Annotated in this window: 11 protein-coding genes and 1 tRNA gene; 9 read left to right on the top strand and 3 right to left on the bottom strand. The window is 68.0% G+C overall.

What is annotated here, in order from left to right; all coding sequences use genetic code 11:
- Window positions 1-110: 110 nt before the first annotated feature.
- Together AS25_RS04485 and AS25_RS04480 are read right to left on the bottom strand one after the other, a co-directional pair.
- Window positions 111-305, bottom strand: coding sequence for a DUF1801 domain-containing protein (locus AS25_RS04485; RefSeq protein ID WP_035962097.1), 195 nt, complete (start codon window positions 303-305; stop codon window positions 111-113).
- A 242-nt stretch (window positions 306-547) separates the two neighbouring features.
- Window positions 548-629, bottom strand: a tRNA-Leu gene (locus tag AS25_RS04480).
- Between the two features lie 196 nt (window positions 630-825).
- Here AS25_RS04480 and AS25_RS04475 point away from each other — a divergent pair.
- The 4 genes from AS25_RS04475 (at window position 826) to rpsA (ending at window position 7,767) form a co-directional block, all read left to right on the top strand.
- Entirely contained in the window at window positions 826-1,560 is a 735-nt protein-coding gene (locus AS25_RS04475; RefSeq protein WP_035962094.1) for an ANTAR domain-containing response regulator, read from the top strand.
- Between the two features lie 136 nt (window positions 1,561-1,696).
- Entirely contained in the window at window positions 1,697-4,585 is a 2,889-nt protein-coding gene (gene polA, locus AS25_RS04470) for a DNA polymerase I (RefSeq protein ID WP_035962092.1), read from the top strand.
- Window positions 4,586-4,714: 129 nt separating this feature from the next.
- Entirely contained in the window at window positions 4,715-6,112 is a 1,398-nt protein-coding gene (locus AS25_RS04465; RefSeq protein ID WP_035962090.1) for a GNAT family N-acetyltransferase, read from the top strand.
- Between the two features lie 185 nt (window positions 6,113-6,297).
- A complete protein-coding gene (gene rpsA / locus AS25_RS04460; RefSeq protein ID WP_035962088.1) occupies window positions 6,298-7,767 on the top strand; it encodes a 30S ribosomal protein S1 in 1,470 nt (489 codons plus the stop codon).
- Between the two features lie 96 nt (window positions 7,768-7,863).
- Here the strand turns inward: rpsA and AS25_RS04455 are convergent, their stop codons facing one another.
- Entirely contained in the window at window positions 7,864-8,586 is a 723-nt protein-coding gene (locus tag AS25_RS04455; RefSeq protein WP_035962085.1) for an IMPACT family protein, read from the bottom strand.
- Window positions 8,587-8,743: 157 nt separating this feature from the next.
- Between AS25_RS04455 and AS25_RS04450 the strand changes: the two genes are divergently transcribed.
- From AS25_RS04450 to AS25_RS04430, 5 genes are all read left to right on the top strand, one after another.
- Window positions 8,744-11,116 (top strand): dephospho-CoA kinase, encoded by a 2,373-nt coding sequence (locus tag AS25_RS04450; protein ID WP_084117994.1) that lies wholly within the window; start codon window positions 8,744-8,746, stop codon window positions 11,114-11,116.
- The gene (coaE, locus tag AS25_RS04445) at window positions 11,109-11,735 is read left to right on the top strand and encodes a dephospho-CoA kinase (RefSeq protein ID WP_052160688.1); all 627 of its coding nucleotides are present in this window, start codon (window positions 11,109-11,111) and stop codon (window positions 11,733-11,735) included. Before AS25_RS04450 ends, coaE begins: the two co-directional genes overlap by 8 nt.
- A gap of 62 nt (window positions 11,736-11,797) precedes the next feature.
- Window positions 11,798-13,945: an excinuclease ABC subunit UvrB gene (gene uvrB, locus AS25_RS04440; RefSeq protein WP_035962083.1), complete on the top strand. Its 2,148-nt coding sequence runs from the start codon at window positions 11,798-11,800 to the stop codon at window positions 13,943-13,945.
- A gap of 104 nt (window positions 13,946-14,049) precedes the next feature.
- Window positions 14,050-15,261 carry a TerC family protein gene (locus AS25_RS04435; RefSeq protein WP_035962081.1) on the top strand — a complete coding sequence of 404 codons (1,212 nt, stop codon included), beginning with the start codon at window positions 14,050-14,052 and terminating at the stop codon, window positions 15,259-15,261.
- 331 nt (window positions 15,262-15,592) lie between these two features.
- The gene (locus tag AS25_RS04430) at window positions 15,593-16,975 is read left to right on the top strand and encodes a TerC family protein (protein WP_084117993.1); all 1,383 of its coding nucleotides are present in this window, start codon (window positions 15,593-15,595) and stop codon (window positions 16,973-16,975) included.
- Window positions 16,976-17,008 lie beyond the last annotated feature (33 nt).

Here is a 17,008-nt window from a genome sequence, read left to right as displayed (position 1 = left end):
GCAGTCCGGACGCCGTCCGAGCTGCCTTTACTCCACTCTGCGTGCTGACCGTGGACGCTGATCGATCGCGCGAACAGCGGCTGGGGCCCTACGGTCTCCGAAAGGTTTTGCTACGCGCCTTGATCGCGGAGCCGGTCCCGCATGAGGGATTCGAGCACGTACGTGGGCTGGTTCCACTTCAGGACCTCCCGCGCATGCGGCGCCACGCCACGGCTGAGGTCTCGAAGCGCCTCGAGGTGGGGACGTTGGTGGGGCTCCAGTCGAGCGGAATAGTCCTCGGCACCGATCCCCTTGGGCATCGGCATGGGGTCTCCCATCGTGGTCTGAGCTGTGTCGGAGGTGCTCAGGCTGTCCGCTTCATCCTGGGAAGTCGACCACGGGCGGGCCTCCCCATTGCTGACAGGTTCCCGACCGGTCCACCCACCCGCCCGACCACGGATGCGGGGAGACCCACGACCCCCCGTGCATTCGCCCTGTGTTCGGCCACGAAAAACGGCCCCGCGGGTGCGAGGCCGTTCCAAAGGTGCTCCGACGGAGCGAGTTGTCGTGCCCAAGGTGGGACTCGAACCCACACATGTCTCCATACTGCATTTTGAGTGCAGCGCGTCTGCCAATTCCGCCACTTGGGCATGTCCGGGAAGGGGACCGTAGTGCGGGCCACCGCCGCCGGTGCGGATAACAGCATACATGATGGGTCTAGGCTGGAGACCGGTCCGCCCCTTCCGCGCCCGGGGGTGTGATGTGTCCCATGAGGCGCGTTCGCGGCACTCGTGGTTGGATGCCGTGTCGACACGACCAAGTTGTCCCCAAACCTAGGAGTCCCCCGTGACGGATTCGTCGAACACCCCGGAGCCCACTGCGCCCGGGGCACAACGGTCGGGCGCCGCAGACCCTGACGCCGCGCAGCCCGACACCGCCCGCGCCGAGACGACCCACGTCGACGCCGCGCCCGCCCAGGACCACGCCGCCCGTTCCGAGGCGCAGGGTTCCGAAGCCAAGACGGTCGTCGTCGCGGAGGACGAGGCGCTGATCCGCATGGACATCGTCGAGATGCTCGAGGACGCCGGGTACCGCGTGGTGGCGCAGGCGGAGAACGGGGAGCGCGCCGTCGCCCTGGCCTCCGAACACCGCCCGGACCTCGTGCTCATGGACGTGAAGATGCCCGTGATGGACGGGATCACCGCCGCCGAGCAGATCGCGCAGGACCGGATCGCGCCCGTGGTACTGCTCACCGCGTTCAGCCAGCGCGAGCTCGTGGAGCGTGCGCGGGAGGCCGGCGCCATGGCGTACGTGGTCAAGCCGTTCACCGTGGACGACGTGGTGCCCGCGATCGAGATCGCGATGTCTCGTTTCGAGGAGATCACGGCCCTCGAGAGCGAGGTCGCGGACATGAAGGAACAGTTCGCTACGCGCAAGCTCGTGGAACGCGCCAAGTCGCTGCTGCAGACCAAGATGGGTCTGTCCGAGCCCGAGGCGTTCCGCTGGATCCAGAAGACGTCCATGGATCGCAGGCTGTCGATGCGCGAGGTGGCCGAGGCGATCATCAGCCAGGTGGCCTGACGCCCCCGGGGCCCAGCTCGTCCCGGGCCGCACGCGGAACGCGCCCGAAGCTGTCCCTGGCCGTGCGGCGTCCCGCGTCCGAGCCCGTGCCCCGCCGGGGCCTGTGCCTGTCCGGGGGTGGCCCTAGGATGGAGCTGTGACTGAGACGAGCAAGCAGGCCAGCCAGGACGCCCCCGAGACCCGCACCGTGGTGATCGGTGAGAAGACGGAGCACCCGCAGGAGGTCGCGCTGCCCGTGCCGGTGTCCCGGCCCGAGAAGCGGCTGTTGCTGATCGACGGTCACTCCCTGGCCTTCCGCGCGTTCTTCGCGCTCTCCCGCGCCGCCGAGTACGGTGGGGGCCCGGGCTTCGTCACGTCCGACGGTGTGCACACCGAGGGCGTGTACGGCTTCGTGAACACCATGGTCAAGCTCGTGCGCGAGGAGAAGCCCACGCACCTCGTGGTGTCCTTCGACCTCGAGGGCCCCACCCTGCGCTCCCAGGAGTACGGGGAGTACAAGGGCGGCCGGGACGAGACCCCGGAGGAGTTCCACGGTCAGGTCCCCAACATCCAGCGCATCCTCGAGGCCCTGGGCGTGCCGATCGTGACGATGGAGGGGTACGAGGCGGACGACGTCCTGGCCACGCTCGCGACCGTGGCCGCGGGGGAGGACTTCGAGGTTCTCGTCTTCTCGGGGGACCGCGACGCCTTCCAGATGATCACCGACCACGTCACCGTGGTCTACCCGGGCCGCACCCCGTCCGATCTGCGCCGCATGGACGCGCAGGCCGTGTTCGAGAAGTACAAGGTGGCCCCCCAGAACTACCCCGATCTCGCCGCGCTCACGGGGGAGACCGCGGACAACCTGCCCGGCGTCCCGGGCGTGGGTCCCGGCTTCGCGGCCAAGTGGATCACGTCCTACGGTCCCGTGGAATCGTTGCTCGAGCACGCGGACCGGATCACCGGCAAGAAGGGCGAGGCCCTGCGCGAGCACGAGGACCTCGTGCGGCGCAATCGCAAGCTCAACCGCCTGGTCACGGACCTGCCCCTCGACGTGGACTTGGATCACGCGGTACTGCCCGAGGCCGATCCCGAGCGGGTCGGCGTGGTCTTCGACGAGCTCGAGTTCGGTGCCCAGTTGCGCGGGCGTCTGCTCGAGGCCTTCGGCTCCCACGCTTCCGACGACGACGCCGCCACGGTTCCCGAGGTCACCGACGTCACCCGGGTGCGCACCGCTCAGGAGTTCAGCGATTGGCTGGACGCGGGGGAGAAGGACGTGCCCGTCGTCGTCCGCCGCTTGGCGCACGACCCCAAGGCACCCTCCGGCACGGAGGTGACCACCCTCATGCTCACGAACCAGGGCGGTGCCGCCGTGGACCTCGTGACCGCGGGCCAGGAGCTGACCGCCGCCGTGGAGGCATGGCTCGGGGACGCCGCGGCGCCCAAGATCGTGGACGGCCTCAAGGACCTGTACCACGGTCTGATCCAGCGCGGGATCGAGCTCGCCGGTGTCGTGGACGACGTCCAGCTCTCCGGCTACCTCGTGCGGCCCGCGCTGCGTTCCTACGAGCTGGACGCCCAACTGAGCCACCACCTGGAGGTGGAGGTGCCCCGCGCGGACGAGTCCGCGGCGTCGGAGAAAAACGGACAGACCGAACTCGCGCTGGACGCGTCGGACGAACAGGACGAGCTGGCCGGTGTGAGCGACGCCGAACTGCGTCGCCAGGCCACGCTCGGTTCCGCGTGCCGGCAGTTGAGCGAACACCTGCGCGGGCTGCTCGAGGCCGACGGCCAACTGGGGCTGCTCACGGATCTGGAGATGCCCCTCGCCGTGATCCTCGCCCGGATGGAGGCCACGGGGATCGCGATGGACCGCCCAGGTATCGACCGGTTGTTCGACGACCTCCAGCAACCGATCGACCAGGCCTTCGAGCAGGCGCAGGCGCAGATCGACCACGAGATCAACCTGGGTTCCACCAAGCAACTGCAGGCCGTGATGTTCGAGGAACTCGGCCTGCCCAAGACCAAGAAGACCAAGACCGGGTACACCACGGACGCCGCGGCGGTCGCGGACCTGCTCGGACGCGTGGACCCCGAGACCCAGGGTTCGCGGTTCCTCGTGGCGCTCATGAACTGGCGCGAGTACTCCAAGCTCAAGCAGATCGTGGCCGGATTGCGGGACGCGATCGCCGAGGACGGGCGCATCCACACCACGTACCAGCAGACCGTGGCGGCCACCGGACGGCTGTCCTCCACGGGTCCCAACCTGCAGAACATCCCCGTGCGCACCGAACAGGGCCAGCGCATCCGCGACGTGTTCGTGGTGGGGGAGGACTCCCAGGGCCCGTTCGAATGCCTCATGACCGCGGACTACTCCCAGATCGAGATGCGGATCATGGCCCACCTGTCCGGGGACGAGGGCCTGATCGAGGCGTTCCGTGGCGGGGAGGACCTGCACCGGTTCGTGGGCTCGCGCGTGTTCGACGTGGCCCCGGAGGACGTCACCCCTCAGATGCGCTCCAAGGTCAAGGCCATGAGCTACGGCCTCGTCTACGGGCTGAGCTCCTACGGCCTGTCCCAGCAGCTGAACATCGGCGTGGACGAGGCCCGCACCATGATGAGCGGCTACTTCGAACGCTTCGGCGGCGTGCGGGACTTCCTGCGCGGCGTCGTCGAGGAAGCCCGTTCCAAGGGCTACACCGAAACGATCGACGGGCGACGCCGCTACCTCCCGGACCTCACGAGCGACAACCGCCAGGCCCGCCAGGCCGCCGAGCGCATGGCCCTGAACGCACCCATCCAGGGCTCGGCCGCGGACATCATCAAGAAGGCCATGATCGGCGTGGACCGGGCCCTGCGCGAGGACGACCTGCGCTCGCGGGTACTGCTGCAGGTCCACGACGAACTCATCGTGGAGGTCGCCCCGGGGGAGACGGAGCGGGTCGAGGAGATCCTGCGCACCGAGATGGCCGGGGCCGCGGAACTGACCGTGCCCCTGGACGTGAACGTGGGTACGGGGCGGACATGGCACCAGGCCGCCCACTGACCGCCTGAGCGCACGGACCACTCAGCCCGCCGCTCGGCGCCGCAGCAGGCCGTGCACCCAGCACCACACCCGCCACCGCGCGGCGGGCCACGGCACACCCGAACCGCCCGAGTCACGACGAGGAGCATCATGAACGCGACACCCCGGCACGAGCAGACCCGCGAGAGCGAGTACAGCGCCCGCGGGAACGACTACGTCCTGCGCCGCTTTCCCGCGAACGAGGGTGGCACGGACGCGAACCCCAAGTTCGTGGAGTGGAACCGGGCGGTCGCCCAGGGGTTCCACGGCCGTGAACCGGGGCAGGAGGCCACTGAGCGCAACCTGCGATCGATGCGCGCCGCTGGCACCCGGTTCCGCGCCGCATATACCGCGGACCCCGTGCCCACAGCCGCGCTGGGGGCCGAGCGACCCGTGGCCACGTTCTGCTCGTGGGATTCCGAGCTGACCCTGGGGGAGGGCTGCAGCGTGCCCGCGTGGTTGGTCTCCGAGGTCACGGTGCGGCCCACGCATGCCCGGCGGGGTCTGTTGCGCCGGCTCATGACCGATGACCTGACCGAGGCGCACGGGGCGGGGTTCCCGATCGCCGCGCTCACCGCGTCCGAGGCCACGATCTACGGCCGCTTCGGTTTCGGTGCGGGCACGTTCAACACGGAGATCACGGTGGACGCCCACACCCGGCTGCAATTGAAGGCCCCGACCGCGGGGTCGGTGGAGATGGCCGACAACGAGGCCGTGGCCGAGCTGGCCCCGAAGATCTTCGAGCGCTTCCACCGCGTGACGGCGGGTTCCCTCACGCGCACCGAGAAGTGGTGGGACATCGTCTCCGGCCGGTGGAACTGGGACCAGGAGCGCGCCGATCCGGAGATCCGCACCGCGGTGCACTACGACGCCCGGGGCGAGGCGGACGGTTACGTCAGCTACAAGTTCGTCTTCACCCAGGGGTTCCAGGGGTACCTGAAGGTCGTGGACCTCGTGTCCCCGAGCTCGCAGGTGCGCATCGCCCTGTGGGAGTACCTGTGCAACCTGGACCTCGTCACGGAGGTGCGCTACAACAGCGCCCAGATGGAAGACCCGCTCATGTGGGGCATGGTGGACATGTCCGCCTACACCGTGCGCAAGCGCTACGAGCGACTGTGGTTGCGCGTCCTGGACCCGGTGGCAGCCCTGTCCGCCCGGCACTACACGTCCCACCGCAAGGTCAGGATGTCGGTCGTGGACTCCATGGGCTTCGCGGACGGGATCTACGAGATCGACACCACCGGTGATGCCCCCCGCGTGGAACGCGTAGCGGACCGCCCGCGCACACAGGACGATCTCGCGGGGAAGTCCATGCCCGCCGTGGAACTGCCCGACGGCGCGGACGTCGCCCTGAACGTCGATTCGCTCGGCTCGCTGTACCTTGGGGCCGTCAAGGCGTCCACGCTGCACTACGCGGGCCTGCTGCGCGTGCGCGACGACGCCGCCCTGCGGGACATCCAGGCGCTCATGTCCACGCCCACCCACCCGTACTGCATCTCCCCGTTCTGAGCGCGGCTCGCGCAGCGCGCGGACGCACCCTCCAGGCTTGAACCGGCACGGTTTCGGGCCTAGACTGGAGCGGTGCGTGTATTCGCACGCCCACATCAAGCGTGACGTCGCCAATCCGGTGCGCCCCACAGGGCGGGGTTGGTGACACCAAACCATCACATCAATTTCATCGGAGTCCCTACTACATGACCACCACCACCCAGCAGGTCGCCGTCAACGACATCGGAACTGAAGAGGATTTCCTCGCCGCTGTCGACGCGACCATCAAGTACTTCAACGACGGCGACCTCGTGGAAGGCACCGTCGTCAAGGTCGACCGCGACGAGGTCCTCCTGGACATCGGGTACAAGACCGAAGGTGTCATCCCCTCTCGTGAGTTGTCCATCAAGCACGACATCAACCCCGATGACGTCGTGGCTGTGGGTGACGAGGTGGAGGCTCTGGTCCTCACCAAGGAGGACAAAGAAGGTCGCCTGATCCTCTCCAAGAAGCGCGCCCAGTACGAGCGCGCCTGGGGCGACATCGAGAAGGTCAAGGACGAGGACGGCGTCGTCACCGGCACCGTCATCGAGGTCGTCAAGGGCGGCCTCATCCTGGACATCGGCTTGCGCGGCTTCCTGCCCGCCTCCCTCGTGGAGATGCGCCGCGTCCGCGACCTGGCTCCCTACATCGGTCAGCAGCTCGAGGCCAAGATCATCGAGCTCGACAAGAACCGCAACAACGTGGTGCTCTCCCGCCGTGCGTGGCTCGAGCAGACCCAGTCCGAGGTGCGCGCCAACTTCCTGCAGCAGCTGCAGAAGGGCCAGGTCCGCACGGGCACCGTGTCCTCGATCGTCAACTTCGGTGCGTTCGTGGACCTCGGTGGCGTGGACGGTCTGGTGCACGTCTCCGAGCTGTCCTGGAAGCACATCGACCACCCCTCCGAGGTCGTCGAGGTCGGTCAGGAAGTCACCGTCGAGGTGCTGGACGTGGACATGGATCGCGAGCGCGTGTCGCTCTCGCTCAAGGCCACCCAGGAAGACCCGTGGCAGCTGTTCGCCCGCACCCACGCCCTGGGCCAGGTCGTCCCGGGCAAGGTCACCAAGCTGGTTCCCTTCGGTGCGTTCGTGCGCGTCGAGGACGGCATCGAGGGCCTCGTGCACATCTCCGAGCTGGCGCAGCGTCACGTGGACATGGCCGAGCAGGTCGTCTCCGTGAACGAGGAGCTGTTCGTCAAGGTCATCGACATCGACTTGGACCGCCGCCGCATCTCGCTGTCCCTCAAGCAGGCCAACGAGGGTGTGGACCCGGACTCCACCGAGTTCGATCCCGCCCAGTACGGCATGGCCGCCGAGTACGACGAGCAGGGCAACTACAAGTACCCCGAGGGCTTCGATCCCGAGACCAACGAATGGATCGAGGGCTACGAGGAGCAGCGCGCCGCGTGGGAGGAGCAGTACGCTCAGGCCCAGGCCCGCTGGGAGGCGCACAAGGAGCAGGTGCGCAAGCACCTGCAGGAAGACCAGGATGCGGCGACCACCTCGTCCTCCTCGTCCTCCCCGAGCCACTCCTCCGGCCCCACGAGCTACTCCTCCGAGGCTCCGGCCGAGGACGCCGGGACGCTCGCGTCCGACGAGGCCCTCGCCGCTCTGCGCGAGAAGCTCACCGGTCACTGAGTCACACGCGTGAGCACGCGGCCGCACGTCGGCCCGTGAGCTCGCCGTGAGGTGAATCCGAAAGGTCCCGCTCCCCGTGACGGGGAGCGGGACCTTTCACGTGTCCGGGACGTCCTCCCACCGGGCGGGTCCCTCGTGGACGCTCGCGTGTCCGGCGGTGATGCTCGCCAGGGCCGCCCGGGCGTCGTCGACGGCGCCGGGGAGATCTGCCACGAGCAGGCGTAAGGTCGCGTCCGCGGAGCCGTAACCGGTGGGCAGGACCGTGAACCCGCGGGTGCGCACCTCGGCCTCCACGCGGCCGGCCTCGGCGTGGGGGAGCGGCAGGGTCAGTTCGCGGCAGCGCATCCTGCGCACGAGCGGGGCGGTGTCCAGCGCGGCGGTCACGGCACCGGAGTAGGCGCGCACGAGCCCACCGGCCCCGAGCTTGACCCCGCCGAACCACCGTACGACCACCGCGCACACGTCCGAGAGGTCACCGGCCTCGTCCGCGGTGCGTTGCCGAGCCGTGGCGTGCGCGGTCAGCGCCTGCAGCATGGGCATGCCCGCGGTGCCGGCCGGTTCGCCGTCGTCGGACGAGCGCGTCGTGGCGCGCGTGGGCCCGAGCACGAATGCCGAGCAGTGGTGACGGGCGTCCCGGTGCTCGGCGGCCACACGGGAGATGAACTCGCGGGCCTCCGCTTCCGTGTCCACGCGGGTGAGTAGTGCTAGGAACCGCGACTTCTTGATCTCGAGCTCCGCGCTGTGCACGATGCCCCGGCGCGGGACGGTGTAGGACACGCGCGAGTCCGCGGCGTCGTGGGAGAAGGATTCGGCGGGCACACCACCAGTGTAGGGACGCGCCGATCCGGGGGCTCGTGGCCGCGCGGGGGGCCCGGGACGGTCCCGGGGCGCCCGCGGAGCACGTGAGGGCCACTACAGTGAGACCTGCCGCGCCGACGCGGCCACGTGCCACCGCCTCCCATCGGAAAGCTGACCTGTGCTCAATCGTCTTCACGACCGACTGGGGTTGCGCACGACCCCGTCCATCTTCTTCGTCTCGGCCGCGCTGATCGTCGTCTTCACGCTCGGCATGAGTCTGTTCCCGGGTCCCGTGCAATCGGTCTTCGGCGTGATCTCCCACGCGTTGCGCTACCAGACGGGATGGTTCTACACCTTCAGCGTGACCGCTCTCGTGATCTTCGCGATCGGTCTGGCACTGAGCCGCTACGGGCGCGTGAAGATCGGCGACGACGATTCCGTCCCCGAGTACTCCGGGATCGCGTGGTTCGGGATGCTCTTCGCGGCGGGCGTGGGCGCCGTGCTGATGTTCTGGGGTGTGGCCGAACCCATCAACCACTACGCGAACCCGCCCATGTACGGCACGGAGCCCGCGTCGGACCGCGCCGCGGTGGAGGCCCTGAACATCGCCAACTTCCACTTCGGCGTGCACATGTGGGCGATCCTCGCCGTCCCCGGTCTGACGTTCGGGTACTTCACGTACAAGCGCAAACTGCCCCCGCGCGTCTCGTCCGCGTTCCACCCGGTGCTCGGCGACGGGATCCACGGCCCGTGGGGCAAGGCGATCGACGTGCTCTCGATCGTCGCGACCGTGTTCGGGCTCGCGGTGTCCGTGGGGCTCGGGGCGCTGCAGATCAACAGCGGCCTCACGTACGTCTACGGCATCCCGATGGCGGGGTGGATCCAGGCGGCCATCATCGCGCTGATCACGGCGGTGGGCCTGGCTTCCGTGCTCGCGGGCATGGAGAAGGGCGTCAAGCGACTCTCGTACGCGAACATCGTCCTGGCCGTGGCCCTGTTGCTGTTCGTGCTCATGGCCGGGGCCACGATGGACACGATGCGCAGCATCGTGGAGTCCGTGGGTGGCTACGTGAATCAGCTGCCCACGCTCGCGTTCTTCAACGACACGTTCGGCGGCGGCACGTGGTCCGGTGACTGGACGGTGTTCTACTGGGCCTGGACCGTCACGTGGGCACCGTTTGTGGGGATGTTCGTGGCCAAGATCTCGCGCGGGCGCACGATCCGTCAGTTCGTGGTGGGGGTGCTCGGCGTCCCGTCGTCGTTCGTGGCGGTGTGGATGGCCATCTACGGCTACAGCGCGATCCGCATCGACCGCGCTCCCGAGACGCAGGGCAGTCTCACGGACACCATCGTCACGCAGGGCAACGTGGAGGCCGCTCTGTTCCAGTTGCTCGGGTCCATGCCGTGGTTCGCGGTCACCGCGCTCGTGGCGCTCGTGGTCATCACGATCTTCTTCATCACCTCGATCGACTCCGGCGCGCTCGTGATGGACGCGATGGCCAACGGGCACGAGGACGAGGGGCCGCGCCAGCAGCGGATCTTCTGGACGCTCGCCGTGGGCGCCGTGTGTGCCGCGATCATCACGACCTCCGGCGAGAACGGGCTCAACGCCCTGCAGGAGGTCATCATCGTGATCGGCGCTCCCGTGATGGTCCTGGAGGTCCTGCAGGCCGGCATGCTCTTACGCGCGCTGCGCCAGGACGCCGGCACCGCGCGTCCCATGCGCACCCGGCAGTGGAAGAAGGTGCTGCCCGCGGAGGAGTACCACCGCAGGGCGCAGCAGGACACCGCCGCGATCGAGGACTACGTCATCCGTCCCGAGTACGAGGTGGGCACCGAGCCCGATCACGACACCCACCAGCCCCGCACGTGGCACTGGCAGCGGGAGCAGGAGGGCCGGCCGGTGTTCCAGCTCGCTCTCACCGGCGGTCCCTCGGCGGGCAAGCACACCGTGGCCCGCGAGTTCGAGGCGCTGGGCGCCGTCGTCGTGGACAGCTCCGCGCTGTGGCGCGAGCTCCTGCGCCCGGGCACGGACACGCGCGCGGACGTCGAGCGCGTCTTCGGGGAGCAGCTGCGCGCCCGGGGTGTCTCTTCACACGACGACGCCGCCGCGTCAGACGCGCTCGACGACCTGATGACCCACAACGACGCCGCCAGGGCCCGCGCCCACGAACTGTTGCTCCCCGCGCTGCGGGAGGCGGCGCGGCGTCGTGCCCGGGACGCGGGACCCGACAGCGTGGTCGTGCAGGTGATCCGGGACCCGCTCGAGGCGGAACAGGGGGACCGGTTCGACCTCGTCGTGGCCGTGGACGCGCCCGTGGAGGACCGGGTGCGTCGGTTGCGCGCGGGTAAGGGCCTGCCGGCCGAGGACGCGTGGGACCGGGTGGACGTGGCCGCCGGGCCGGACGAGATCCGGGCGGTTGCGGACGAGGTGATCGTCAACGACGGTGACCTCGACGGCCTGCGGGAGCGCTCCCGCGAGATCTGGCGCGACCACGTGCTCCCGGCACTGGGCCGGGAGCAGGACACGGAAGGACACCGTCATGACTGAGCTGTTGCGCAGACCCGGCCACACCGAGACTCTGCGGGTCGGGCTGACCGGCGGGATCGCCTCGGGCAAGTCCACCGTCTCGCGGCGGCTGAGCGAGCTCGGGGCGCTCGTCCTGGACGCGGACGCGATCGCCCGGGCCCTGCAGGAACCGGGGGAGCCGGGCTACGAGGCCATGGTGGCCCACTTCGGGGAGCGGATCGTGCAGCCGGACTCGGGCGCACTGGACCGCGCGGCGGTCGCGGCCATCGTGTTCGACGACGCCGAGCAGCTCGCGGCCCTGAACGGGATCATCCACCCGCTCGTGCGGCGCGAGACCGCGCGGCTCGTGAGTGAGGTGCCGCCGGGGGGAGTGGTGGTCCACGACATCCCGCTGCTCGTGGAGACCGGTCAGCACGAGGCGATGGACGAGGTGCTCGTGGTGCAGGCGCCCGAGGACGAACGGGTGCGGCGGATGGTCGAGGACCGCGGGATGAGCCCGGAGGACGCCCGCCGCCGGATCGCGGCCCAGGCCACGGACGAGCAGCGCCGAGCGGTGGCCACGGCCGTCCTCGACAATTCCACGACCATCGAGGACCTGCTCGCGCAGGTGGACGAATGGTGGCGCACGCGGGTCCTGTGAGCCGTCCCGGGGCGGTGCGAGCCGCCCGGATCCGTGTCTGAGTCGGCGCGTACGCTGGGGCCATGTCGCTCGCGCAGAAGATCAATCGTGTGGTCGCCCCGTTCGAGGTCGTGTCCGAGTACCAGCCCGCCGGTGACCAGCCCAAGGCCATCGCGGACCTGTCCCGCCGGATCAAGGGCGGGGAGAAGGACGTGGTACTCATGGGCGCCACGGGCACGGGTAAGTCCGCGACCGCCGCGTGGCTCATCGAGGCCGTCCAGCGGCCCACGCTGTTGCTCGTGCAGAACAAGACCCTGGCCGCCCAGCTGGCCAACGAGCTGCGCGAACTGCTGCCCCACAACGCCGTCGAGTACTTCGTCTCCTACTACGACTACTACCAGCCGGAGGCCTACGTCCCCCAGACGGACACCTTCATCGAGAAGGACTCCTCGATCAACGAGGAGGTCGAGCGGTTGCGACACTCCGCCACCAATGCCCTGCTGACCCGCCGCGACACCGTGGTGGTCTCCACCGTGTCCTGCATCTACGGTCTGGGCACCCCGGAGGAGTACGTCAAGCAAATGGTCACCCTGGCCGTGGGCCAGGAGATGGACAGGGACACCCTGCTGCGTCAGTTCGTGAACATGCAGTATGTGCGCAACGACGTGGACTTCCACCGCGGGACGTTCCGCGTGCGCGGGGACACCGTGGAGATCATCCCCATGTACGAGGAACTCGCGGTGCGTATCGAGTTCTTCGGGGACGAGATCGAGGCGATCTACACGCTGCACCCGCTCACGGGGGAGATCGTAAACGAGGAGCAGGAGATGTACGTCTTCCCCGCCTCGCACTACGTGGCCGGTGCGGAACGCATGGCCTCGGCGATCGAGTCCATCCAGAAGGAGCTGCAGGAGCGGCTGCAGGAGCTCGAGTCGCAGAACAAGCTCGTGGAGGCCCAGCGGTTGCGCATGCGCACCACGTACGACCTCGAGATGATGGAACAAATGGGCTACTGCAACGGGATCGAGAACTACTCGCTGCACATTGACGGCCGCCCGCGCGGTTCCGCTCCCCACTGTCTGCTGGATTACTTCCCGGACGACTTCCTGCTCATCATCGACGAGTCCCACGTGACCGTGCCGCAGATCGGTGGCATGTACGAGGGGGACATGTCCCGCAAGCGCACGCTGGTGGAACACGGCTTCCGGTTGCCGTCCGCCATGGACAACCGCCCCCTGAAATGGGACGAGTTCCTGGAACGAATCGGGCAGACCATGTACATGTCCGCGACCCCGGGGCCGTACGAGATGTCCAAGGTGGACTCCGTGGTGGAGCAGATCATCCGCCCCACGGGACTCGTGGACCCCCAGGTGATCGTCAAACCCACCAAGGGTCAGATCGACGACCTGCTGGAACAGATCGAGTTGCGCGTGGAACGCGACGAACGCGTCCTGGTGACCACGCTGACCAAGCGCATGGCGGAGGACCTCACCGAGTACCTCATGGAACACGGTGTGCGGGTCCAGTACCTGCACTCGGACGTGGACACCCTCAAGCGCGTGGAACTGCTGCGGGACCTGCGCATGGGCACGTTCGACGTCCTCGTGGGCATCAACCTGTTGCGCGAGGGCCTGGACCTGCCCGAGGTCTCCCTCGTGGCCATCCTGGACGCGGACAAGGAAGGCTTCCTGCGTTCCACCACGTCCCTGATCCAGACGATCGGTCGCGCCGCCCGTAACGTCTCGGGTGAGGTCCACATGTACGCGGACAAGATCACCAATTCCATGAACGTTGCGATCGAGGAGACCAACCGCCGCCGGGAGATCCAGGTCGCGTACAACGAGGAACACGGGATCGATCCGCAACCGCTGCGCAAGCGGATCGCGGACATCACCGATCAGTTGGCACGCGAGGACGAGGACACCCGCACCCTGCTGGCCCAGCGCGCCGCCGCCAACAATCACACCGCTCCCGTCAAGGGCGGTAAGGGCAAGGCCACAGGCAAGGCCACGGGCAAGGATCAGGCCGCGGCCGCCGCGGAGTCCAAACTGCTGCGCGACGGTGTCGCGGCCGCACCCGCCGAGGACCTCGTGGATCTGATCGAGGACCTCAGTGAGCAGATGCGCAACGCCGCCGCCGAGCTGAAGTTCGAGCTGGCCGGGCGGCTGCGGGACGAGATCGCGGACCTCAAGAAGGAACTGCGGCGCATGAAGGACGCCGGCCACGCGTGAGCCGATCGCACCCCTTACGGCGAGTTGTTAGTCAGGTAAACTTCCCAAGTTACCCAGCCCGTTCCCGGGCTGCTGCATGCTTCGTTCTCGCCTAAAGGGTACTCGTGGAAGTTTCCGGTCTGCAATGGGGGATCACCATCGCGGTGATCGTGGGGTTGCTCGCGTACGACTTCATCTTCCACGCGCGTAAACCGCACGAGCCCAGCATCAAGGAAGCGGCGCTGTGGACCAGCCTGTACGTGTCCCTGGCCCTGATCTTCGGGCTACTGATCCTGTTCTGGGACGGTCCGGGTTTCGCGGCGCAGTACTACGCGGGTTTCGTGACCGAGCAGGCCCTGTCCGTGGACAACCTGTTCGTGTTCCTGATCATCATGGCGTCCTTCAAGGTGCCCCGCGCGGATCAGCAGAAGGTGCTGTTGTTCGGCATCGTGGTGGCGCTGATCGCCCGCACGGTGTTCATCTTCATCGGCGCGGCCGCGATCAACCGGTGGTCCGCACTGTTCTACGTGTTCGGACTGTTCCTGCTCTACACCGCGGGCAACCTGGTCAAGGGTGAGGTCACGGACAAGGACGAGGGGGACGAGGCCAACAACGTGATGGTGCGCCTGGCCAAGCGCTTCCTCAAGACCACGGACGAGTACGACGGCGACAAGCTGTTCACCGAGGTCGACGGCAAGCGCGTGATGACCCCCATGCTGCTGGTCATGGTGGCCATCGGGCTCACGGACATCATGTTCGCCCTGGACTCCATCCCCGCGATCTTCGGTCTCACCCAGGAGACCTACATCGTGTTCACCGCCACGGCGTTCTCGCTCATGGGTCTGCGCCAGCTCTACTTCCTGATCGACGGTCTGCTGGACCGGTTGATCTACCTCTCGTGGGGTCTCGCGATCATCCTGGGGTTCATCGGCGTGAAGCTCATCCTGCATGCGCTGCACGAGAACACCCTGCCGTTCATCAACGACGGCGAGCCCGTGCATGTGGTCGAGGTGACCACCGGGTTCTCCCTGGCCGTGATCCTGGGTGTGTTGGTCGTGACCGTGCTCGCGTCCCTGTTCAGCCCCAAGGGCCGCGCGGTGCGCATCGTCAACGGTGCGCGCGACTGGGCCGAACGCTACCTCGACCTCCCCGAGGACGCCCCGCGGGACGAGCGGGTCGAGGCGGCCGAGAAGATGACCAAGTACCGGGACCTCCTTCCCACCGTGAAGGAGAAGTACCGGGACGAGCTCATCGAGTCCGAGGCCCGCTACCACGACCTGCTCGAACGGGCCCACGGCCTTAAGCAACACCGGATCGCGGAGACCGGGACCCGCTGAGCCCGCGTCCCGTATCAGGGTCGCACCGCCCTTCGCACCCGGCCTTCACACCGGACCCGATTGAGGGTCTCCCGCCCGGGCCCGCACAAGGCCCCTGTCACGCCCCGCCGGTGCACCGGCGGGGCGTGATCCGTCACCGGGTGCTTCGACCCCCGGAAACCGGTATGCTCTTGCCTGATCAAGGGAGTATCCCACCATCTCCGTGCACGTCAGTACGTCGGGCGCCGTCGCCGGGCCGGGCACGGACCACGCGGCACCCCGTCCTCCACGCGAGGGTCGGCGCGTGGGGGAGAGACTTGTGCAATACACCTCACCCACAAGGAGACCCTCCGTGGAGATCACATCCTTCCAATGGGGCATCACGATCGCCCTGATCGTGGGCCTGTTGGCTTACGACTTCATCTTCCACGTGCGCAAGGCGCACGAACCGTCGATCAAGGAAGCCGCGATCTGGTCCGCGGCGTACGTGGGCATCGCGTTGCTGTTCGGCTTCGTAATCCTGTGGCTGGACGGCCCCACGCTCATGGCCGAGTACTACGGCGGTTACGTCACGGAGAAGGCGTTGTCCGTGGACAACCTCTTCGTGTTCCTGATAATCATCGGCTCGTTCGCGGTGCCCCGGGCGGAACAGCAGAAGGTGCTGCTGTTCGGCATCATCTTCGCGTTGATCGCCCGCACGGTCTTCATCTTCATCGGCGCCGCCGCGATCAACACCTTCGCGTGGGTTTTCTACCTCTTCGGCCTGATCCTGATCTTCACCGCGGGCAACCTGATCAAGGGCGAGGTCACGGACGACAAGTCGGACGAGGCCAACAACATCGTGGTGCGCCTGGCCAAGAAGGTCTTCCACACCACGGACTACTACGACGGCGACAAGCTGTTCACGAGGCACAACGGCAAGCGCGCGCTGACCCCCATGCTGCTCGTGATGGTTGCGGTCGGTGGCACGGACATCCTCTTTGCCCTGGACTCGATCCCCGCGATCTTCGGCCTCACGCAGGAGCCGTACATCGTGTTCACGGCCACCGCGTTCTCCCTCATGGGTCTGCGCCAGTTGTACTTCCTGATCGACGGTCTGCTGGACCGGTTGATCTACCTCTCGTGGGGCCTGTCCATCATCCTCGCGTTCATCGGTGTGAAGCTCATCCTGCACGCGCTGCACGAGAACACCCTGCCGTTCATCAACGACGGCGAGCACGTGGCCGTCGCCGAGATTGGGATCGGCACGTCCCTCACGGTGATCATCTCCGTGCTCGTGCTCACCGTCCTCATCTCGCTGTACAGCCCCAAGGGCCGCGCGCTGCGCACCATCCAGAAGACGCAGGACCTCACCGAGAAGTACCTGGCTCTCCCGCAGGACGCGGACGCCGAGGAGCGTCACAAGATCGCCGGGGAGCTCGCGCGGCTGCAGAAGCGTTTCCCGCGGATCTCGGAGAAGCACAAGAACGAGCTGATCGATTCCCGCGCTCGGTTCCGTAAGATGCTCGAGACCGCCCGGGGTCAGCACCGCGAGTTCGAGGAGACCGGCCGGGTGCAGACCCCTTCCCCGGACTTTGCCGAAGAGAGCCACCGCGACGACACCGCCTCCCCGGCCGCCCCGGGGGCCAACACGGGCAAGGCCGCTCCGGCGGGTGAAGCGGCCGCGGACGCCACGCCGGGTGCGGGGACCGCCCGCGGCGACTCCTCGGGCGGGGGCTCCACCGCGGCGCGGTAGCCACCCGGCTGCCCGAGGCGTACGACGACGCCG

It is taken from the genome of Kocuria marina (assembly GCF_000786655.1).
In the GTDB taxonomy this organism is placed as follows: Bacteria; Actinomycetota; Actinomycetes; order Actinomycetales; family Micrococcaceae; genus Kocuria; species Kocuria marina_A.
This window is presented reverse-complemented; position numbering and strand designations above follow the sequence as displayed.

Bases quoted from the DNA above. Each gene is read 5' to 3' on its own strand.
- AS25_RS04485 (WP_035962097.1), bottom strand. From the start codon at position 305: ATGCCGATGCCCAAGGGGATCGGTGCCGAGGACTATTCCGCTCGACTG.
- AS25_RS04465 (WP_035962090.1), top strand. From the start codon at position 4,715: ATGAACGCGACACCCCGGCACGAGCAGACCCGCGAGAGCGAGTACAGC.
- rpsA (WP_035962088.1), top strand. From the start codon at position 6,298: ATGACCACCACCACCCAGCAGGTCGCCGTCAACGACATCGGAACTGAA.
- coaE (WP_052160688.1), top strand. From the start codon at position 11,109: ATGACTGAGCTGTTGCGCAGACCCGGCCACACCGAGACTCTGCGGGTC.
- uvrB (WP_035962083.1), top strand. From the start codon at position 11,798: ATGTCGCTCGCGCAGAAGATCAATCGTGTGGTCGCCCCGTTCGAGGTC.